This is a genomic window from Spirosoma profusum (assembly GCF_014699005.1).
GTDB classification, from domain to species: domain Bacteria; phylum Bacteroidota; class Bacteroidia; order Cytophagales; family Spirosomataceae; genus Spirosoma; species Spirosoma profusum.
In genome coordinates, this window is sequence record NZ_JACWZY010000001.1 from 111,275 (window position 1) to 134,225 (window position 22,951).

At 49.2% G+C, this 22,951-nt stretch carries 10 protein-coding genes; 3 read left to right on the plus strand and 7 right to left on the minus strand.

Annotation, left to right across the window (positions count from 1 at the left end; genetic code table 11):
- Positions 1-34: 34 nt before the first annotated feature.
- Entirely contained in the window at positions 35-442 is a 408-nt protein-coding gene (locus tag IC229_RS00380; protein ID WP_190884939.1) for a Dabb family protein, read from the plus strand.
- 95 nt (positions 443-537) lie between these two features.
- Here IC229_RS00380 and IC229_RS00385 read toward each other — a convergent pair whose 3' ends face one another.
- Both IC229_RS00385 and IC229_RS00390 read right to left on the minus strand, forming a co-directional pair.
- Positions 538-7,026 carry a putative Ig domain-containing protein gene (locus tag IC229_RS00385; RefSeq protein ID WP_190884940.1) on the minus strand — a complete coding sequence of 2,163 codons (6,489 nt, stop codon included), beginning with the start codon at positions 7,024-7,026 and terminating at the stop codon, positions 538-540.
- 142 nt (positions 7,027-7,168) lie between these two features.
- Positions 7,169-11,137, minus strand: a complete 3,969-nt coding sequence (locus tag IC229_RS00390) for a hybrid sensor histidine kinase/response regulator transcription factor (RefSeq protein ID WP_190884941.1) — start codon at positions 11,135-11,137, stop codon at positions 7,169-7,171.
- Positions 11,138-11,568: 431 nt separating this feature from the next.
- Between IC229_RS00390 and IC229_RS00395 the strand changes: the two genes are divergently transcribed.
- Positions 11,569-14,991 carry a M36 family metallopeptidase gene (locus IC229_RS00395; protein ID WP_190884942.1) on the plus strand — a complete coding sequence of 1,141 codons (3,423 nt, stop codon included), beginning with the start codon at positions 11,569-11,571 and terminating at the stop codon, positions 14,989-14,991.
- Positions 14,992-15,364: 373 nt separating this feature from the next.
- Here the strand turns inward: IC229_RS00395 and IC229_RS00400 are convergent, their stop codons facing one another.
- The 3 genes from IC229_RS00400 to IC229_RS00410 all read right to left on the minus strand — a co-directional run bounded on the left by IC229_RS00400 (position 15,365) and on the right by IC229_RS00410 (position 18,940).
- On the minus strand, positions 15,365-17,581 hold the full coding sequence (locus IC229_RS00400) for a S9 family peptidase (protein ID WP_190884943.1): 2,217 nt from the start codon (positions 17,579-17,581) through the stop codon (positions 15,365-15,367).
- Positions 17,582-17,756: 175 nt separating this feature from the next.
- A complete protein-coding gene (locus IC229_RS00405) occupies positions 17,757-18,344 on the minus strand; it encodes a YcxB family protein (RefSeq protein WP_190884944.1) in 588 nt (195 codons plus the stop codon).
- Positions 18,345-18,535: 191 nt separating this feature from the next.
- On the minus strand, positions 18,536-18,940 hold the full coding sequence (locus IC229_RS00410; RefSeq protein WP_190884945.1) for a DUF4783 domain-containing protein: 405 nt from the start codon (positions 18,938-18,940) through the stop codon (positions 18,536-18,538).
- 135 nt (positions 18,941-19,075) lie between these two features.
- Between IC229_RS00410 and IC229_RS00415 the strand changes: the two genes are divergently transcribed.
- A complete protein-coding gene (locus tag IC229_RS00415; RefSeq protein ID WP_190884946.1) occupies positions 19,076-19,588 on the plus strand; it encodes a phosphoribosyltransferase family protein in 513 nt (170 codons plus the stop codon).
- A gap of 82 nt (positions 19,589-19,670) precedes the next feature.
- Here IC229_RS00415 and IC229_RS00420 read toward each other — a convergent pair whose 3' ends face one another.
- Complete coding sequence (locus IC229_RS00420) at positions 19,671-19,847, minus strand: hypothetical protein (RefSeq protein WP_190884947.1); 177 nt, start codon at positions 19,845-19,847, stop codon at positions 19,671-19,673.
- 91 nt (positions 19,848-19,938) lie between these two features.
- Positions 19,939-22,935, minus strand: a complete 2,997-nt coding sequence (locus tag IC229_RS00425) for a DEAD/DEAH box helicase (protein ID WP_190884948.1) — start codon at positions 22,933-22,935, stop codon at positions 19,939-19,941.
- Between the last annotated feature and the right edge of the window lie 16 nt (positions 22,936-22,951).

Consider the following 22,951-nt stretch of genomic DNA (forward strand, 5'->3'; position numbering starts at 1 on the left):
CGGGCCGCCGGAGCGGTTCATAAACCCCAATCTCATGAAACACATTCTTGTCCTTGTGGCGCTGGCTTTGTTGTCAATCTCGACCAATGCGCACACCCTAACTGGCGATCCGCCTGCAAAAAAGATGAAAGCAAATGTTGTTCAGCACATTGTGCTGTTTAAGTTCAAACCCGAAACAACGCCCGAAAAGGTAAAAGAAATCCTGGCAGCTTTTGAAGCACTTCCTTCAAAAATCAGCCAGATTAAAGGGTTTCAATGGGGAACTAATAACAGCCCTGAAAAACACTCAAAAGGCTTGACGCACGCCTTCATTCTGACTTTCGATTCTGAGAAAGACCGCGACGCGTATCTGCCGCACCCTGCTCACGGCGAATTTGGTAAAATCGTTGGCCCCTGGCTCGCCGACGTAACGGTAGTAGATTTCACGAATCAGGCAAAGTAACGTAGTACGATTCTGTTTTTAGAATAATAAAAAACCCCTTCAACTAATCTGAAGGGGTTTTGTTGTGTGCGATAGAACGAAATAAATTGGATTGCCTATTGCTTCACTAATCGAATTTCCCGGCGCTGGGTGGACGTACTGACCTGCAAAAGGAGTACGCCCTGATTAACAATTGGTATTCGAACACGCTCCCTGGCTGCTACGTTCTCAAGCCGGGTTTGATGCAGCGACTGGCCTTTCAGATTCGTTACGTTCACTTGAACCGACTGACTGTCTGCTCCGCTGATTTCAATGTCCACAAATTCACCTTCAACTGGGTTGCCCAGTACATTCACCTGCAACTCTGTACTCCGTTCAGCTACTCCCTGCCGGGAGCTTCCGCAACCAACCAGCCAGTTGTACTCATAACTGGCCGACGAATTGCCCTGTTGTGCTCGTAGACGTAGCACTGCATTGTCAGTATACAACTCCAGTGCATAAGGACCCGGCAACGTAGTGGGAAGCATCTCGTTTACTATCGAAAAACTCACCGGTTCACCCGTTAGCCCACTGTACATTGGCTGGAAACGTATCGACCGACGATTGGCACCAATACTCACGCAGCTTAATGTCTGTACGCCCGTTATGGTAAACGTACCGGACGGATTACCAGCAGGTTGGACGGTCAATAAAAAACTGGTGCTGGCACTAAGACCGCTGGGGTCGGTTGCTGTTACGGTCACGCTACTTACGCCCGATACACTCGGTACACCCCCAATCTGTGTCGGTGGACTAAAATTCATCCCAGGAGGCAGACCCGTAACGCTCAGTACCAGACTATGTGGTGATTCATTATCGGTGAAGGTCGTTTGTGGAATCGTGTAGCCGAAAGCCTGTCCCACTTTGGCCGTCTGGTCGGTGAGAGGCTGGTTGACGCGGGGTGACGTATTGGGCTGTGGACTCTGACAAGTAGCCAGCCAGTTGTACGTGAACGAGACTTCATTCGGGCTGCCTTCCTGTTTAGCCTTCAGCACAATGGTTGGATTATCGTTATAGAGTTGCAGTGAGTATGGCCCAGGGGCTGTCGTTGGAAATAACTCATTCACTACCCAAAAACTCAGCGGTTGTCCGTTTAATCCCGAATAGCGTGGCGTAAAGCTGATTTCGTACCGATTGTTGGCTATCTGATTACACGTCAGCGGATTTACGCCTGTAATGGCAAATGGCGCGCTGGCCGTTGCCGATGAGGGTTGTACGGTTAAGCCAAAACTAGTGGTGGCACTAAGCCCGCCGGGGTCGGTAGCGATCAGCACGATAGTCGACGTACCACTTTGGGAAGATGTACCGGAAATTACCGCCCCGGCCAAAGTCAAGCCCGATGGTAATCCCTGCGCTGTCAAACTTAATGCGTTCGGAGTCTGGGCATCGGTAAACGTAGCGCTCACATTCAAACTAAACGGTTGTCCCTGAATGGCTACCTGAGTGGCTATCGGATTGGCCAGCGTTGGTGGCGTGTTGGTGGCCGTTGGTTCCACTACCGTCAACAGGAAACTGGTACTGACACTAAGTCCACCGGGGTCAGTTGCTGTTACGGTCACGTTGCTTACGCCCGATACGTTAGGCACTCCTCCGATCTGATAAGGTGGGCTAAAGCTGAGACCAGTCGGTAATCCATTAGCCGTAAGTGTCAGACTGTGAGGTGATTCATTATCGGTGAAGGTCGTTTGCGGAATCGTGTAACCGAACGCCTGCCCCACTCGGGCCGTCTGGTCAGCTAAAGGCTGGTTGACGCGGGGTTGTGTATTGGGCTGAGTACTTTCGCAGTTGGCCAGCCAGTTATATGTATACGAAACTTCGCCCGGCGTGCCAGTCTGCTGTGCTTTAAGAACAATGGACGGATTGTCGGTATACAGTTGCAATGTGTAGGGCCCTTGTGCCGTAGTCGGGAACAGCTCATTGACCACGGAGAAACTGACAGGCTGCCCATTGAGACCACTATATTGTGGCGTAAAACTGATTACGTACCGATTGCTGGCAATCTGCTGACAAGTGTGTTTTGTAACAGCGGTAATAGCGAAAGGACCGGTGGGGGGATTAGTTTGCAGAACATCCACAGAAGCCCGACTCTGACAACTCCCTGTAGCACCGGTAACCGAGTAGTTACCAGACGTATTGACCACGATAGAGACCGTATTGGCGCCGGTATTCCACTGATAGTTGTTGGCTCCGCTCGCCGTTAGTGTCGTGCTCTGGCCAAGGGCAATCGTGAGCGATGGATTGGCCGAAATACTAACCGAAGGCACCGTATTATCCTGACTCACTACGGCATTCGCCGTGGCCGTACATCCGTTCTGGGCTGTCAGCGTGACGGAGTAGGTAGCCGCTAACGTAGCACGAATGGTTTGAGTCGTTTCTCCCGTATTCCACCGATACGTTCCAGCGCCGATAGCTGATAAAGAAACCGACGAACTGCTGCAACTCAACGTAGCGCTACCCGGATTGATGCTGACACTTGGCGAACTCGCTTCCCGAGAAATAATCGCACTAGCCGAAGCCGTGCAGCCGTTGGCACCTGTGAGGGTTACCGAGTAAGTAGTCGCTGTGGAAACAGAAATACTCGCAGTCGTTTCGCCGGTTGACCAACGTAGTGAACCCGCTCCGACTGCCGACAGACTTGCCGATGACGTAGCGCAACTCAACGTAGCACTTGAGGGGTTGATGCTCACCGTCGGTAATGCGTTGTCCTGAGTCACCTGAACCGAGGCCGAAGCCGTACAACTATTGGCAGCGGTCAGCGTGACCGAATAGGTATCAGCTAAACTGACCGAAATACTTTGAGTAGTCGCTCCCGTGCTCCACCGATACGTACCGGCACCTGTGGCCGATAAACTTACCGTGGGAGTTCCACAGGTTAACATAGCATTGGATGGATTAATGCTTATTGTGGGCAGATCGCTGTCCTGACTCACTTGAATAGACGCCGTAGCTGTGCAACCATTTGCGGCTGTCAGCGTGACGGAGTAGGTAGTTGCCGACGTAGCACTAATAGATTGGGTGGCTGCTCCTGTGTTCCATCGGTACGTTCCAGTGCCGATAGCCGTCAGGCTCACCGTTGGATTAGCACAGGTTAACGTAGTACCGGTCGGCGTTCCGGTAGACGGATTGATCGTGACCGTCGGCAAATTAGTATCCTGGAAAACTTGTACTGAAGTGGTAGCCGTACAACCATTCGTAGCTGTCAGGGTCACCGAATACGTACTGGCTGATGTGGCAGAGATGGTTGGCGTGGTTGCGCCCGTGTTCCAGCGATATGTACCACTACCGGCCACACTTAGGCTCACCGCCGACGTAGCGCAATTCAACGTAGCAGAGCCTGGAATAATGCTAACTGACGGCACATTATTATCCTGAGTAATCGTCAACGTAGTAACGCTGGAACATCCCGACGTAGTGACGGTTACCGAATACAGTCCTGCTACGTTGACCACCGCCGTTCCTGCGCTAGGATTTTGACTGACAATTCCCAGCGTGGATTCGCCCGGTCCACCGAAAACGTATTGATTACCACCACCCGCTGTGAGGGTCAGCGAAGATTGAGCGCAGCTGAGCGTCCCTCCCGAACTGGCCGAAAGCGTAGGTACAGGTAAACTAGTTACGGTGACGGAAGTGGTAGCAGAACCGGAAAGCCCATTACTCAATACAGTGAGCGTAAAGCTCTGCGTACCTGTACCAATAGCTGGTAGTGTCTGACTTAACGCCGTTGTTGATGAAACGCCAGTCGTTGTACTGCTGCCACTGGTAAGCGTATAATTATAATTGCCCGTTACGTTGCTGACTTGGGCCGTGAACGTAATTTGACTTCCCGTACAGACAGTCCCAGCATTTGCCATAAATCCGGTCAGGGTAGGGGTGGCTTGCAGGACGTTTAAAAATGCTATGGCTCTGGTACAAAGTGAGGGCGTTCCATTATCACAGACTTGATAATCAAACCTATCCTGGCCAATAAAACCGGTATTAGGTGTATATGTAAAACTCCCATCGGGGTTTAGCGTTAGCGACCCATTTTGCGTTGTCACAGACAGAGAAGCTACCAGCGTACCACCATCGATATCGAAATCATTGGTGAGCACATTGCCCGTTATCGGTGTATTGACGCTGCCGGTTAAGGTGTCGTTTGTGGCTATGGGAGGAAAATTGGGTAAAGAAAATACCGTGATAAATGTGAATGCCATACCAGAGCAACCCGCCTGGTTGGTGCCTGTAACCGTGTAAACGCCCGTAGCGCTGACGGAAATAGCGGGGGTAGTCTCGCCCGTTGACCAGGTATAGGAATCGGCGCCCGATGCAGTGAGGGTGGCAGATTGCCCCGAGATAATAATCGGTGAGGGCGAGACTGTGATTGTAACGGAGGGTGGGCTAGTTACCGACAGGCTTGTCGTGGCCCTTGTGGTTAAACCATTATCCTGTACGATAAGGGTGTAATTCTGTGTACCTGATCCACTCGCGGTCAGCGTTTGGCTGAACGTAGCAGAGGACATAGTGCCACTTACAGGACCGCTGCCTCGGGTGAGCGTGTAGTTATAGCTACCCGTTACGTTGCCGATTTGGGCTGTGAACGTAACGGGGCTATTGGCACAGACGGGATTGGGCGTAGCTGACAGATCAGTAATAGTCGGGGGAACTACAGTCACGGTAACGTTCACGCTGGCCACAGATGAGCAGCTTCCACTGGTGCCGGTGACCGAATAGGGGCCTGTTTCAGTGGCAGAAATTGCTGCGCTTGTCTCCCCCGTCGACCATCTATACGTATCGGCACCCGATGCGGTGAGGGTAGTAGATTCGCCCTGATCAATGGTTAGTGAAGGCGAGGCTGAGATGCTGACAGAAGGTGCGCTATTCACCGACAGGCTTGTAATTGCCACTGCAGATAAGCCATTATCAACTACCGTAAGGGTAAAGCTCTGCGTACCTGATCCGCTGGCTGTCAGCGTCTGACTAAACGTAGTAGCAGTTTTAGAACCGGTTATTGGACTGCTGCCATTAGTCAGCGTGAAGTTATAACTGCCTGTTACGTTGCTCACAGTAGCGGTGAACGTAACAGGATTACCCGCACAGACGGGGTTGGGCGAAACGGCCAGATTCGAGAGGGTAGGCGAAACGAGCGAAGTGAACCTGGAGACATAAACATTCCCACCCCCATCATTACGTTCAGTATAGCCGGCGCTATACGTATTATTGGCATCCGCTGCCACCGAACGATTTATCTCTCTATCGGTTCCGCCCAACTTCCTGGCCCATACGTAGTTGCCGGATGCGTCAAACTTGCCAACAAAACCATCATAATCGCCCGCTGACGTTAGGCTGGCATTTCCAGTACCGGGATTAAAATCTACGGTATTCATAAATTGGCCAGCCAAATGGATATTGTTCGAGTTATCCAATATTAGCGAATAGCCAATGTCTCTGCTCGTTCCGCCGATACGTTTCGCCCAGACATAATTGCCGGATGAACTGAGCTTACTCAAAAAAATATCAAAATCCCCCGCCGACGTTAGGTCAACAGTGCCGCTGCCCGGATCAAAATCAACTTCATTGACAAAGTAGCCAGTCGTATAAACATTGCCTGAATTATCCACACCAATTGACTGCCCCCGATCATCAGAAGTGCTGCCCATACGTTTGGCCCAGACATAATCGCCTGACGCGTCGAGCTTACTGATGAATATATCATTATTACCTGCCGATGTCAGATTAGCCGTTGCCGGCGAAGGAGCCGGATCAAAATCCACCATACCCTGGAAATAACCCGTAGTGTAAACATTGCCCGAATTATCTACCGCTATCGAAGTGCCAGCCTCTGCATTCGACCCTCCCAGCCGTCTCGCCCAGCCGAAACTGCCCGATGGGGTAAGTTTGCTGACGAAAATATCGGTAGTACCCCCCGAAGAAACCAGACTGGCTACATCTGGCCCTGGGTCAAAATCTGCGGTATTCGAAAAATTACCTGTAGTATAGATATTGCCTGAGTTATCCAGCGTCAACGCAAGGCCATAGATAAAACCCGAGCCACTAAAATGTTTGACCCAAACGAAGTTGCCCGACGAATTAAGCTTGCACACGAAACTATTCGGACCACCACCTGCTAATAAAAAGGTTTCTCCCGGACCTGGATCAAAATCCACCCGACCCTGGAAAGTACCCGTGAAGTAGACATTCCCCGAATTATCTACTGCTATTGAGTTGCCAACATCAGAAGATGATGCCCCGATACGTTTAGCCCAGACGAAATTGCCGGCTGCATCAAGCTTACTCACGAAAATATCCTCAAAGCCTGCCGACGATAGATTGAATTCACCGGGGCCAGGATCAAAATCGATATTCGCTCCCCCGAAATTTCCTGTGGTATAGACATTCCCCGCGTTGTCTACGGCCACTGAGAATCCCCGATAAGCAAATTCCCGCGTCCAGGCAAGGTTTTGCGCCTGAGCTTCGATAATGAAACCAGTTAGACTTATCAACGCGACAAAAAGACGTAGCAGAAACTGATAGTTCAGACGAAGCAGCCCAAAACGGTGCTTCCGATGGATACGTAGCGTTTGTTCCATAACGATACAATAGATAAACCCGTGGCGGGTGAAGAGGCCACGGGTTCAAAGCTAGACGCACTATGTCCCGTAGACTTTCACTATTGTAACATTGGCTTGACTTATCGTAACCTACTTAGAAAAAATGAAGGAAAATTGATAATTAATTAGCCTGAGTGGCGTAGTCGGAAGGCGTCAGGCCATAGAGCTGGCGGAAACTGCGGGTGAAATAAGCCGGGCTCTCAAAACCCACCGCATAAGCCGTCTGGCTAACCGGCTGTCCCTGAATCAGCAATTGCGTAGCGCGCTTGAGCCGGTAGGCGCGTATGAAATCGGAGGTTGATAAACCCGTTAAGTTTTTCAATTTGCGGTGGAGGTGCATCCGGCTCAGATAGGCTTTGTCGGCCAGTTCATCAACCCCAAAGGTTGAATCGTCGAGGTGAGTATCCAGTAATGTATAAAGCTGCTCCAGAAATGGATTGGACACAGACGTATCGGTTGCCGGTAACGTAGCATCTGAACTCGTCAACACTTTTCGCATCTGGTCGCGGAAGCGTCGTTGACGTTCGAGTAGGTTCGTGATACGTAACCGAAGCTCGTGCAGATTGAACGGTTTCGTCAGGTAATCGTCAGCCCCCTCGGTTAATCCCTGTAATCGGCTGTCCATAGCGGTACGTGCCGTGAGCAGAACGACCGGAATGTAATTGGTACGTGGGTCTTCCTTTAGTTTCCGGCAAAGGGTAAACCCATCCATACCGGGCATCATTACGTCGCTGATAATTAAATCGGGCGCTCTCTTCAAGGCTTCTTCAAATCCCTGTAAGCCATTGGTTGCCTGATGAATACGATACGTTGCCGGTAAACTACTGGTGATAAATTCCAGTAGTTCGAGATTGTCTTCCACCAGAAGAATAGTAGGTGCTTCGCCGTTCTGGATGTTTGTTGACGAATCCGCTGCTACGTCCTCTTGATACGTTACTGGCTTTTCGACTACCGGTTGATTCAGCGATTCTGCAACAACCCGTCGATAGGGTAGGAACACCGTAAATGTCGAACCTCGTTCTTCCTGGCTCACTACGTTGATCGAGCCGCCCTGAAGCCCAATAAATTCTTTGACCAGCGCCAGACCAATGCCTGTTCCTTCTGGTTTGCTGACGGAAATGCTACGTTCTGAATCCGAAGTCGCCTGATAAAACCGGTTGAAAATGTGATCTATTTTATCGGCTGGAATGCCGATACCCGTATCCGAAACAGTCAGATAAATGCCGGGTTTTAACGTAACCCGAATGCTACCTCCTGAGGAGGTGAATTTGAGCGCATTCGCCACCAGGTTATAGAGAATGCACTCCAGCTTGCCCATGTCGAACCAGTAATCACCCTCAATTTGAGATTGATACGTGAGTTGAATCTCCTTCGATTCGGCTTCGGCACTAAATGACTGAATACGTTCGCCGATAAATTCGTCCAGCGATCCCCGGCTTTCGTTGACGCTCAAATGGCCCGATTCCAGTTTTGAGAGATCGAGTAACTGATTGATCAGCCCCAAAAGTTGATGCGCGTTTCGATCAATAACATCGAGTCGGCGCTTGTCGGTTTTCGACCGTTCTTCCTGCATCATCTGCCCAATGGGCGTCAGAATCAGGGTGAGAGGTGTGCGAAATTCATGCGTGATGTTGGTGAAGAATCGCGTTTTCATGGCATCGACTTCACGCAGGTGAGCCGATTCTTTCTGTTTAAAAACAACGGACTGCTGCAGAAATAATCTCCTGCGATACTGCTGCGCCAGCACATATACAATCAAAAGAGAGAGAAGCACGTAGCAGGCGTAAGCCCAAAACGTTCCCCACCAGGGCGATTGGATGGTCAGGTGAAGCGTACGCACATGAGAACTCCAGTGTCCAGACGTATTGGACGCATTCACGCGAAGTATGTAGCTGCCAGGACGTAAGCCAGTATATTCAGCCACCGGTCGATCTGTATAAATCCAGTCATCGTTCAAACCTTCCAGTCGGTAGCGGTACCGGATTTTTGTCTGGCGATTGTATTGCATGGCGGCAAATCCAACCGTCACAAAGTTCTGGTCATGGGGGAGTACCAATTCCGGCATCGCCTGTACCGAGAGCGAATCCTGGTCAGGTTTAAATGGTTTATTATTAATCTGAATATCAGTCAACTGAACGTCGGGTTGATACGTGTCTTCGCCAATTTGTTGAGGATCGAAGGCCGTAATTCCATCCACTCCGCCCAGAATAATCCGGTCGTCCGGCAGATGCAGGTTATGAAATCGGTTAAATTCATCGGCCTGCAAACCGTCCTCCTGCGTATAGGTGCGAGTACGTAGCGTTCGGCGGTCAACCCGGCATAAACCCTGATTCGTGCCAACCCAGATTCCGCCCCGCCGGTCGGGGATGGCCGAATACACTACGTTGTTGGGCAGCCCATCCTGCGTGGTCAATCGTCGGCATTGCCCGGTACGTTTGTCGAATCGGCACAGACCGCTACCGAACGTACCAATCCACAACAGATTGGTATCCAGCGGGTCGGCAAATAAGCCAATCAACTCATTGCTGCTCAGTGACGTTACGTTATTCGGCTGGGAAGCGTAGTGACGAACCTGTCCCGTGGTGCGATCGACCCGGTAAAGTCCCTTCGCTACCGTTGCCAGCCAAAGCGCTTGTCGGTCGACAACCAACTGATTGACAGGTAACCCAACTGTTGATTGAATCGAAAACGGAAACCGCTTCCAACGCCCTTCTTCCTGATAAACCACTAACGTATCATAAATAGCCCATACCCTGCCATCCGGATCAGTAGCCAGCGATGCGGAGTGCGTTAAATTTAACTCGCTGGGGTCCAGCTTTATCGGAAATTGAATCGGGGTGATCTGCTTCGTAGCAAGATTTAGCCGGAGGAAAGGCGTAATACCCGCATTGAACCACAGTTGCCCTTGTTTATCAAACGTATAGCGAAACTTATACGGCGAAGAAAGAAGCGGAAAGCCCGAAAATTGGTCGGCAGGTACGCCGAGATACGCACTCACAACATCGTTCTGAAAACCGCGGTTGTAGGGTCGGGCGTCGAAAGCAGCTGCCCGTAGGTTATACTTCCGAATACCGTAGCCATTAGTGCCCATCCATAGTACGTCGGACTGATCGATAAACATACTTCGGCAATACCGGGAACCGGCTACTGTTTCAAGCCGCTGGCTATCCTGCTGAGGATTAAAACGTAGCAGTAACGTATCGAGGTTAAAGAACGTATTGCCCCGGCTATCGGTAGCAAAATAATATTTCCACTGGCTGCGGTATGTGGGCAGGACAATGCGATTTAACAAGCCCTGCTGCGGATGCAGGATTGTCATGTGCTGATTTGACGCCAGCATCAGCAGGCCATCTGGCCGAACGTAGAGGTTTTGGATAGTATCTGGTCGCGACTGATACGTTTCGGGCTGCGTAAACCAACTGATGAGACGTCCTGTCTGTTTATCCTGTCTATATAGCTGATTTTTAGTGGCTACCCAGGTCGGTCCGCCAAGGTTCTGGCGAACGGTTATGACTGATTTTAGCTCCGGGAATCGGTGAATTCGATTCGTCGCCAGATCGATGCAGATTAGTTTTCCCGGTTTACCAAGAATCAGCCACAATCGATTTTGATTATCAGGGTAGTACTTCTCGATACGTTCCTGTCCGAGCGCACGGCGAAAGAAGGGCAAACGGGAAAAATTGATGAACGTTTCCCGGGCAGGATCAAATATGTCGATCTCCTTTTCCTCACTCAGTATCCAGAGTCGCCTGCTTGAATCGGTCTGAATATCAGCCATCGACGAGGACGATAAGGAGGCTCGTTCAGTCGTTGGCTGAAACACTTTAAAGTTTCGGCCATCGTACCGACTTAACCCATCGCGGGTTGCCATCCAGATAAATCCCTGCCGATCCTGAACGATAGCCGGGACAAACGCTTGCGGCAATCCCTGCCGGGCGGTGATCAGTTCGGGACGGGGGAGATTGAACGACTGCGCCCGGAGCGTTGGGAGAATGCACACTGTCAGTAAAAGCAAATATCCCGGCAGGAGAAACGCCTGCTTTGCCCGGTTACTACTGAACAGCCAACGTGGGTGAACCTTTAGGAGCATATATCGTCAATCGAGTGACAGATTACTTTTTTGATATTGGTGCAGGTAAAAGTTTAGGTAAAATTAATTGTTTGTAAAATACAGAAAATGATAATAACTGATTTATAATCTATCATATTCTTTTAATCTATACGTAATTTAAAATGAATAGGGTTGACAATTAAGTTGTTCCAATTTTACTTGAGAGGTGCTTTTGTCAGAATTTCTCTCCCGTTTTGAAGGAGGTTACAATAGGTCAAGCTGATGTTACAATAGTGAAAGCCTAAACTTTCTGACTCACTTAGCTTTGAACCCGTGACTCATTGCCTGTCACGGGTTTATTGGTTTTAATCCATAAGCCAGCCTGCTTTGATAATCCTAACCCTTACCCTTTACTCAAATAGCGTGCCTAACGTACTGGATTTCAAGAGATGATTTATTCACACCTGATTATGGAACACAACTACAAAAAAGTTGCCAGCTATTTCCTGGCAGAAATTTTACTCCTGTTCTTATTGGTGTCAGGGGGACGTACCGCCCTGGCTCAAACCGAGGTAGAAACGGCTCGTCAATACGTAGCGGCTAACCTGACGCAGCAAAAATTAGTACCCGTCGATATCGATGGGTTAAGGCTATCCAGCGCCTATCTGTCGCCGACTACGGGTTGGTATCACGTTTATTTCAATCAGACGTATCAATCCATCGATGTCTACAACCGGATGATGAACGTAGTACTGGTCGATAAGCAGGCGTCGTATCTCAATCATAATTTCATTGCTGGTATTGAGAGTATTACCAAAAAAGGAAATATTAAAGGCGCTATTTCGCCGTTGACTGCTTTGCAGAAAGCCGTTGCTAATGTGGGGCTGGCAACAACCAATCTGGCCCCTATTCAATCGTTGAGCGCCGTTAAGTCGGCTAGTGGTGTTCTAACCCGAAGTGTGTATGCTCTGCCTGAACTGTCTGATGAAAAAATCGACGTTAAACTTTTCTGGTTACCCGTCGAACCGGACAGTATCGATAAGAAGTCAGTACGTGAATTAGCCTTAAGCTGGCAGGTTCATTTTTTAACCAAAGACGGCAGAAATGGCTGGAATATTCATGTGGACGCTACTTCGGGAGAAATTCTACGAAAGACTGATGCAGTCCGTAACTGTAGCTTTGATTCGCCCAACCATCTGAAGGTTTCTCACGAGTGTGTGGGAGCACCATCGATAGACGCAGCTCAGTATTTTGGCGTCCAGAAAAAAGCGTTTGCCGGAAACAGTTACACCGTCTTCGATTATCCACTGGAAAGCCCAAATCACGGTTCCCGAACGGAGTCAATCAGTCCGTATACTCGCTTTGTGCCTACCGGGACAGGGCCTGGTGCCACCAATGGCTGGCATTACGATGGGGTAACCAGTTACTCGATTACAAGAGGCAATAATGTCTGGGCGCAGGAAGATGCAAACGGGAATGATGGTACCGGGGCTAGCCCTTCGTCGGCTACGCTTGATTTTAATTTTCCGTATACAAAAGGGCTGAATACGGCGGCTGGTAACCGGGATGCGGCCATTACCAATTTGTTTTACTGGAATAATCTGGTTCATGATGTGCTGTGGAAATACGGATTTGACGAACCCAGTGGCAATTTTCAAAAGAGCAATATGGGGCGAGGAGGCCTTGGCAATGATTACGTCATTGCTGATGCTCAGGACGGATGGGATATCAACAATGCTTTTTTCTATACACCAGCAGATGGTACACCGGGTCGTATGGAAATGTTCCTGTTTAGTAATGCAAACGGTTATCAGCCAGACGCTGACTTTGATAACGGCGTCATATCGCATGAATATGGTCATGGCTGGTCGATTCGCCTGACAGGTGGCCCGGCTAATTCCGACTGTCTGCAGAATGCTGAACAAGGGGGAGAAGGCTGGAGTGACTATCTGGCATTGATGCTAACAACCAACTGGGCTTCACTGAGCGCCAATGTCGCAAGTGCGAATATCCCCAGAAACATTGCGACCTATGTAAGTGGTCAATCAACTACTGGTGGGGGGATTCGCCCATATCGTTACTCGTACGACATGGCAAAGGTAAACAGTGGCGCTACCTATACTAAAGTTAATGGCATGAGTTTTGGCGATTGGCACAAAATCGGTAACCTCTGGGCTATAATGTTATGGGATATGACCTGGGAGATTATTCTGCAGGATAAGTATATCGAGCCATATATTTACACTACGCCCAGCAACGTATCAGCCATGCGAGGGAATATTGCCGCGTTGAAACTGGTGACAGAAGGGCTGCGATTACAAACCTGTAACCCTAGTTTTGTACAGGCGCGGGATGCCATTTTGCAGGCCGATCAGATGTTGTTTGCCGGTCGGTATCGGTGCGCCATCAGCCGGGCGTTTTCCCGCCGGGGTCTGGGAGCCAACGCATCTACTGGAGCTACCAGTGGCGATTATACAGTCACCGAAGACTTTACGCCCATTAATGGCCCCAGACTCAGTTCAACTATGTTAATAACGACCTGCACTAGTGCTTCATTTGCGTATCAGGCTACCTCCGGCACCAGCGGAACAACGTTTCAATGGAGTCGGGAAGCCGTGAGTGGCATTAGCAATAGTAGTGCTACTGGAAATTCGGCCAGAATCAATGAAACATTGATAAACACAACTGTACGACCAGTAATCGTTCCATATTATATCTCAATGACGTCGGCTGGATGTACATCAGTTCAGTCTGTGAAGTTAACGGTTAACCCAGGTCCGAGCCCTACAGTCCGTTCATACTCTGTCTGTCAAAATGCTACAGTACCCGCTGGACAAGGACTTGTGCTGCCTCAGCTTACCGGTACTGTTATTGCCGTGCTAACTACTGGTTCGCCTACTTATGTTCGGCCCTATGGTAACAACATAACAGCATATAGCGCATGGGGGGATGCTAACTATCAGTCATTTACCTTTACGGCCCCTTCAAGTGGTACGTTTACATTTGATATTATAGCCGCTTCACTGACAGGAACAGAACCAAGCGATACGTATCTGTCACTTTACCGAAGCTCCTTCAACCCGTCTAGCCCTGCTACTAATTTTCTTCGTGGTGATGATGATAGTGCGACCCAGGGTAGGTCAAAACTTACCCACTCCTTAACGCAGGGAACAATCTACATCCTGGTCGCTAGTTCGGTTTACAGTGGCGCAAGGGGGACCATTACGTTACGCGCGAGTCAGGGAGGTTTTGATACTGGTATAGCCCGATGGTACGCCACAGCCGCAGGGGGAGCAACATTAGCGACAGGAACGGTATTTAACCCAGTTGGCGTAACAGCCTCTGGAATAGTAAATACGGCAACACCTGTTACCAAAACGTATTACGTAACAAACAGTCATTCCACGCCCTGCCGAACCGCCACTACGTTTACTGTGATGGGTACGGAGTCGCCCGTAGCAACCAGCACCACTATTACGTTGGGAAACTCGGTTTCGCTGACGGCAACAGGTTGTGAAGGCGCCTTGTCATGGTATCAGGCGAGCGACAACGTAGCGGTAAGCATGCCTTTGTCGCCATCGGTCACTACGCAGTATTACGCCCGTTGCCAACTGACATCCAGTTCGGGTACGTGCCTTAGTAATAAAAGCCAGAACGTAACAGTGACTGTGGTTGAACCTCCCTCATTTAGTTCGGCTCAATCGGGCAATTGGGACGTACCAACCACCTGGAGTTGTAGCTGCGTGCCCGATGGTACGTTGCCGGTTCGAATTATGGAATCCCATATTGTGACCGTACCCAATGCCTACACAGCTCAGATAAAAGGAATTCGATTTATGGGAACTGGCCGGGTTCGGGTGGAAGGAACTGGAAAATTAAGGGTCTTGAATTAACGAGAATACTAAATAACGTGAGTTATGGATAACTGGCAGCGCAACTAGTTTATTTGCAACGTATTGCTGGCGCTTAGGGCTTCGACAGGCTCAGCCTGACAGTTAAGCTTGGTTCAGCAACTTCAATTGGCCTGTCAGGCTGAGCCTGTCGAAGCCCTAAGCGTCAGCAATGCACTGTGACCCAGTAGATTAACGTGAATGATGGATGTTGGTAAGTTAAATAATTGATTAATAGGGTCTTGCCGATTTTTTTGTCATCCTGACGCAGGAAGGATCTTAACGTATCCTTACCAGAGTGCTAGGACACGTTAAGATCCTTCCTGCGTCAGGATGACAAAAAGTAACTACCATAAATCACGTTAGATTAGTTCGATTACAGATTCTTTTCGATAAACTCGCTCATCATCGTGTATAGATGCAGACGCGTATTACCGCCGTAAATACCATGATTCCGATTGGGGTAATAGAATGACTGAAACTGTTTCCCGGCCTCAATCAAGGCATTTTCAAAAGCGACGGAGTTTTGAAAATGAACGTTATCATCACCAGTGCCGTGAACGAGCAGGAAAGGACCACGTAATTTCGATGCATACGTAACGGGTGAATTATCGTCGTAACCTGATGCGTTTTCCTGGGGGCGTTTTAGGTAGCGTTCGGTGTAAATGCTATCGTAATAGCGCCAATTTGTGACCGGAGATACAGAAATGCCTGCTTTAAAAACCTCCGCGCCGATGGTCATACAAAGAGCCGTCATATAACCACCATAGCTCCATCCCCAAATGCCAACCCGATTTGGATCGACGTAAGGCAATGTTTTCAGACGGCGGGCGACGGCTATCTGGTCTTCCGTTTCGAGTTTGCCGAGTTGCGCATACGTAGCGTTTCGGAAAGCAGTTCCGCGCGCACCCGTTCCCCGCCCATCGACCGACACGATGACGTACCCTTTCTGGGCCAGCGTTTGGTACCAGAAAAAGTCGCGCGTGTCCCAATCGTTTTTTACGGTCTGCGAACCGGGGCCGCCATATACAAACATGAGAACCGGGTATTTTTTAGCACCTGTACTGTCAAAATCCGCCGGACGTATCATCCAGCCATTCAACGTAGTACCATCGGCGGCTTTCGACTGAAAAAACTGTTTGGGGGCAATTTGATAGGTTGCCAGTCGACTTTTCAGTGGCTCGTTGGCTTCGAGAACACGAAGGTCATTCGTAGTTTTGGTATCACGCAGGCTGACGGTTCCCGGCGTATTGGCTGATGTATGATACAGCAGATAGTAAGAAAAATCAGGACTGAACGTAGTGGTATACGTACCGGTTTTCTGCGTAAGTCGTTCCTTGTTTTTTCCATCCAGACCAATGCGGTAAAGGTGGCGCTCAAGCGGAGACGGCTCTGTGCTCGTGAAAAAAATCATGCCATTCTTCTCATCAATACCCGCTACGTTCGCCACTTCGAAATCGCCCGACGTAATGGGACGAATGAGTTTGCCGTTTAGATCGTATAGGTACAAGTGCTTGTAGCCGCTACGTTCGCTGCTCCAGATAAACGACTTATTGTCGTTTAAATACGTTAAATCGTCGGTAAACTCCAGATCGACATACGTAGCACTTGTTTCGGTCAGCACCGTAGTAGCCTGTCCGGACGTAGCATTGACGTGCAGCAAATCGAGTTGGTTCTGAAGACGGTTCATCCGACGTACCGACAACAAATTTGGATTCTTTGTCCACTGAATACGAGGGAGATAAATGTCGATTTCTTGTGGTCCGACGTTTCGGCCCGTTTGCGCCATCACTTTTTTGCCGGTCACTACGTCGGCCATCCAAACTGAAACAATCGAATTCGCTTCGCCCGCTTTGGGGTATTTGAACCGATATTCCACCGGATACAAACCACCCCAGAGCTGCATATCATATTCAGGAACGCGGCTTTCATCAAACCGAATCCACGCTATCTTACGGCTATCAGGCGACCATTCGAAGGCGCGCGCCATACTGAATTCCTCTTCGTATACCCAATCGGCGCCCCCGTTGATGACGGCGTTACGTTTGCCATCCGTAGTCAGTTTGATTTCTTTGCCGGTTACCAGTTCCACCGCGAACAGGTTGTTATCGCGCACGAAAGCTACGCGTTTTCCATCGGGTGAGAACGTAGCGTATTGCTGTTTGCCGCCTTTACTAAGTGGAGACAACTTCTTGGTAGTTAAGTCATAAACGAAAAAATCAGCCTTGCTCGACCGACGATAAATGGGCTCTTCCTGCGTAGTGAGCAGCATTTTACGTTCATCATCAGCGAGTTGGTAGCCTTCAATGTGAATCTTTTGACTCAAATTCGCAACCGTAACTTCCCGCTCATCGAACAGCGTTTCAACCGGATTGCCCGTTGTGATATTGAACTTCACGACGCGGCCAGCATCGAGTGTTGTGTAGAAACCGCCCGCTTTCATCCAGTCGACGGCAGCAACGGTACGTGGGGTAAAAACCCCCTGATTACGTCCCCATACGTCGTCGAGCGTGACCGGTTTTTTGGATTGTCCAATGGCCGATAAAGCGACTAGAAATAGGCAAACGAAGGAAGAATAGTTTGGTGAACGCATAATTGATGAACGAAAAAATCCAACTTCGCCACAGCCTGACTGTAACAAAGTTGGAGATTTTGATACGTACTTTTTTGTCATACTAACCGCTCCGACGGCCCGGTCAGCATGACAAAGACGCTTATTTTAAAGCTATTGCCAACAATATTTTAAATGGACTCAGCTGATGAACGTATTACTTGCTCACCGTTTCAGCCGGAACAGCGCCGGGCAACAAACCTTTACGTTTAAGGATTGCTTCCATAAAACGCAAGTCGTTATCGCTCGTGAAAATGCTGAACGGCAGATAGATAAACTGCGCTTTGGCCAGCCCTTTTGTTACGGTTTTGGCAATCCAGCTAGCCTTTACGTTGGCCATCGCTTCGGCGTTGTCCAGAAACAGGATGTACGCATCTTTATCTTTAATCGCACTGTCGATCTGGCCCCATTTCAGAATACCGCCTTCTTTGGCGTTGATGCGCATCAGAATTTGGCGGCTGTCGATTTCATAAACGTATTTCTGAAAGAGCGCCTTACTTTGCTCCATCTGCGAGATGCCTGTAATCTGCACGGCCCAGAAAAGTACGTACAGGATGGTCAGCAGCACAATTACGATGTAAATCCAGTAGTTAGGGTAAACGTTAGTCAGGCTTAGTACTACGTTCAGGAGAATCAGGCCCAGCGGCACAAAGGCCCATTTCCAGTTTTGTTTTACCCACTGACGAAGGGCAATATTGATATACGTTTTTTGTTCTAAAGCGTATTTTTTGGTCTTAACAATCATGATACCTCTGCATAAAAATGCAAAGTTAGGGATAAAAGTCGGTAGTCGTCAGGGAATCGTTTTAGTTGATTGATGATTACGTACCGATGCCCCACTTTACACTGAAAATTGGGCGCTACGTCGATCATCTATTTTGAATTCGGTCCGCATAGTTACTACACGTCCTCGCCAATTGGTAAACAGACGTCGGCTTATTCTTTCCTGAAATGCAGGGCGTTAATGGTAAACTGCTGATTGGCATTCTGCCGCATCAGTACGTATACCGAAAATAGTTGACCGCCAGTAACATACGTACCGGTGCTGTACCGTAGTTTATCAGACGCGCCCCGGTAGATGAATTGAAAACTCTGGGGTGGATATTTCTTGAAGAAAGACCTGAGAATCAGTGCAGCATGGGTGGATTGTACCGACGAAAATTCAACATGCTCGGTATCGATAACCAACTCGATGTTTTTGGCAAAGCGTGTGGATAACTGACTCGCATCGCCACTACGTAGCGAGGTTCCAACCGCCTGCGTAATATCGACGTCATTCGCGGCTATGCCAGGGAATAGCCAGATCAGGGAGAAAAAGATAAAGTTAAGTATAGCGTACATGACTGGTGAGAGTGGAGATGCTTTGCCCGACTAGTAGGCGAAAACTGTGCCAACCGGATAAGCCATGCTTACATTTCATTGGCTATTCGCTTTTTCTCATCTTTGCAGCATCAATTTTCCTGTTTACGATTATCCATGACTACCAGCCAACCTACGCTTATTCTGAATGCCGAGCAGATTCGTCAGAAAATCAGGCGTATAGCGTTTCAGATTTACGAAAATAACTTCGAAGAAACGACTTTACTGCTGGCGGGTATTGCGGGCGAGGGATATGTATTGGCAGAAGCATTGGCACAGGAATTGCAAACTATCGCCCCTTTTTCGGTCACGCTGATACAACTGACGCTGGACAAAGCGCAGCCCATACAGTCTGCCGTTAAAACCGATCAGGCCGAAGTTGATTATGCCAGTAAAGTTGTCGTGATTGTAGACGATGTACTCTATACGGGCCGTACGCTGGCATTTAGCCTGCAACCGTTTCTAAACGTACCGATTCAGAAACTACAAGTCGCCGTGCTGGTCGACCGTAACCACCCACGCTATCCGGTTGCTGCTGATTATAAGGGTTATGAATTAAGTACTACGTTAACTGAACACGTAGACGTAGTATTGAGTGATGAAGCCAGAATGGGGGTGTATTTGAGATGAGTCGTTGTAGCCTGGGCGTCCACGTCCGGGTGAAAATAAATCTATCTCACCCGGACGTGGACGCCCAGGCTACAGGCAACTATTACGCTTTCGTGCTACGTATCAGGCTGACGCCTGTGAAGAAAAAGATGGCTCCCAGAATGACGTAAACGAAAGAAGCCTGCCCCACTCCGCCTTTGGTGAAGTCGATGCCGCCGTAAATTAGCCCGATCAGGCCGACGAGTGTTAAAATCATGCCAAATGCGCTTTTTACATTCATAACTACGTTGGTTTAGTGTACAGAATAGTGTCGGCTATATAACTAACGCCAACCCATAATGTCCCGGAACGTAGCGAATTCTTTGGATAATTTACTCCAGAAGCGCCATGATGTCTTCCTTCGTGAGCGACTTCATGAAGTTTTCTTCCGTAGTAATGAGGCTACCGGCGAGTTGCTGTTTGGCCCGCTGAAGCGATAGGATTTTCTCTTCTACCGTATTTTTGGCGATGAATTTGTACGTAAAGACCGTCTTCTGCTGACCGATACGGTGCGCCCTGTCAACAGCCTGCGCTTCGATGGCCGGATTCCACCACGGGTCGAGAATGAATACGTAGTCGGCGGCAGTGAGATTGTGACCAAGTCCCCCAGCTTTAAGCGAAATCAGAAACAGTTTTACTGAATCGTCGGTCTGGAAAAGCGCTACCTGACTCTGGCGGTCGGTGGTGGCCCCGTCGAGGTAGGCGTATCTAATTTTCTGCTCTTTCAGGTATTGCTGTACTACGTTCAGGTGCTTAATAAACTGACTGAAAACGAGTACTTTGTGGTGATCTCTCATGGCACTTTCCAGCCGCATCAGTACGTCGTCCAATTTTCCCGAGTCGCCTTCGTAGTCGGCATCGACCATGCGCGGGTGGTTGGCAATTTGCCGGAGTTTGGTAAGGCCCTGCAACACCACCATCTGCGATTTGGCCATCCCTTCTTCCTCGATGTGTTCCAGAATCAGGTTGCGGTAATACGATTTGGCTTCTTCGTACTGCTTTTCCTGATCGGGCGTCATCTCGCAATAAAGAACACTTTCTACTTTTTCGGGCAAATCGGTGGCCACCTGCGATTTGTTACGTCGGAGCATGAACGGCTTAATCAGACTGTAAAGTCGGGACGTTTTGGCGTCGTCGTGCCGCTTTTCGATAGGAATCTGGTACTCATTTCTGAAAAACGATTGTGTTCCCAGCAAACCCGGATTGATAAACGAGAGTTGTGACCACAGATCCATAGTACTGTTTTCCAGTGGAGTACCTGTCAGAATGAGCCGGTGCGCTGTGTTTAATTGCACCACCGCTTTGGTGATGTGCGACGATGGATTTTTAATCGCCTGTGATTCGTCGAGAATGACGTAGTTGAACCGATAATCACTCAGCAAATCAATATCGATACGTACGATTCCGTATGACGTCAGAATCAAGTCGTAATTGTCAAACTGGGCCGTGTTTTTGTCGCGATAGGTACCGGTGTACACCATCACACGCAGGTCGGGTGTGAACTTTCGGGCTTCGAGTTCCCAGTTGTAAAGCAGCGACGTCGGCATAACCAGCAAACTCGGGGACGTAGCACCAGCTTCTTTCTGGCCTTGCAGCATCGCCAGCGTCATCACGGTTTTGCCCAAACCCATATCGTCGGCCAGACAGCCTCCGAAATTATACTGACGGAGAAAGTTCATCCAGTCGTAACCTGCTTTCTGATAGGGACGTAACGTACCGTTGAAGTGAACCGGTACTTGGAAGGATTCAATGGTGTCGAAATCGCGGAGCCGCTCCAGTTTGCGACTAATGGTTGTGGTAGCGAGGTTGTTACGTTCAAGTTCCTGTACGAGTGCGATATGGTGCTTTTGCAGCATCAGCCGTTCGTCGATATCATCGTCCAGGCGTTCCAGAAACCCGAAAAGTTCGGAATAACGCGTAAACCAGGCTTCGGGGATGACCGCAATTTCGCCGTTGGGCAGTTTGAATTCACGCTTTTTGTTCAGAATCAGATTGCGCAGCTTCAGAAACGGAATCTCGAACTCGCCGAAGCGAACGTTGGCGTAAATATCGAACCAGTCGCGCCCCTCCTGAATTGATACGCTGATGCTCGAATAACCTAAGAAATACCGCTTGCCATCCTGAATCGCCTGCCGGACCAGAAAGCCCGATTCTTCAAGTTGCTGCCCCCGCTCGGAGAGCCAGGTAAATGCTTCAGCTTTGGAAAGCGCCAGCCGACCATGATTCATTTCCAGGCCCGTATCGCGCAGAAAACCAAGCTTTTGCTTTTCCAGTCGCTGGTCCCGACGGATTTTGTGGAAGATGTATTCGTCGTTTTTCTTCTCCAGACTGACGTTGGACGATGGACCGAAATTATCGAAGCGGAAGTTGAAATCGCCGTACTGAAACGACAGGTCGAAAACGATACGTTGCCCGGCTTCATCGTCATCATCAATCGTTCCAACGCTAGTCGACCCATTCTGAAACAACGGTGCCGATACAGCCCGGCTCGATTGAACCATTTCCGAAATAGTCAATACAGGTACGGGCGGCAGCACTTCCGAGCGAATTTCAAATCCTTTCGGAAACACATCGTAGGAGGCAACGAGCTGAGTAACAAAGCGTTCGTAATATTGCTGCTCGATGTTTCGGGGAATCACGATGTGATTTTTAGCGAAAAATGGACGTAGTTTTTTTCCGTCTACATTCTTGCTGAAGTGATAGAGTTTATTGCCGACCATCATGTAGGCCGGTTCATCACAAATCATCAACGCGTCTTTAAACTGAAAATCAACTCGTTCGGTCTCCACTACGTCGCGCCCATCAGCCGAACGTATCGGGTACCGGATAATAGGGAAATAATGCGTTGAGTCCGGATTTCGGACAAAGTGAAAATGTACCCGTGCGGGTTCGGGCATCCATTTGATACGTTCCCAGGCCGGGTTGCCGTCGTTGCCCATGATGTAGAAAGGCTTATCGGGCAGGAGCGCCATGATCTGTGCTTTTATAGTTTCCAGGTAACCACAAATAGCTTCCTGCAACAGCTTGTCGCCTTTCTGCGGGTCATAAATTTTCAGGAAAAAATCGACGGCAGGTAGTTTGCGCGTATTGAATTTCTTGACGATGGTATCCTGCTGAATGCTGTCGATAAGCTTGACCAGTTCAAAGTCTCTTTCGTCGAGTTCCTGGGCAAATTCGCCGACGTTCTGCGTCGACAGCGTCTGGTTTTGCAAGGTCAGTTCTCCCCGCGCATTTAGCTGAATAACAAACGCTTCGATTAAATAACCCAGAAACTCATGGTCGAGTAGCGAGTAGACAATTTGAAACGGTTGCGCGGGCGATACTTTCATGGTAATACGTCACACA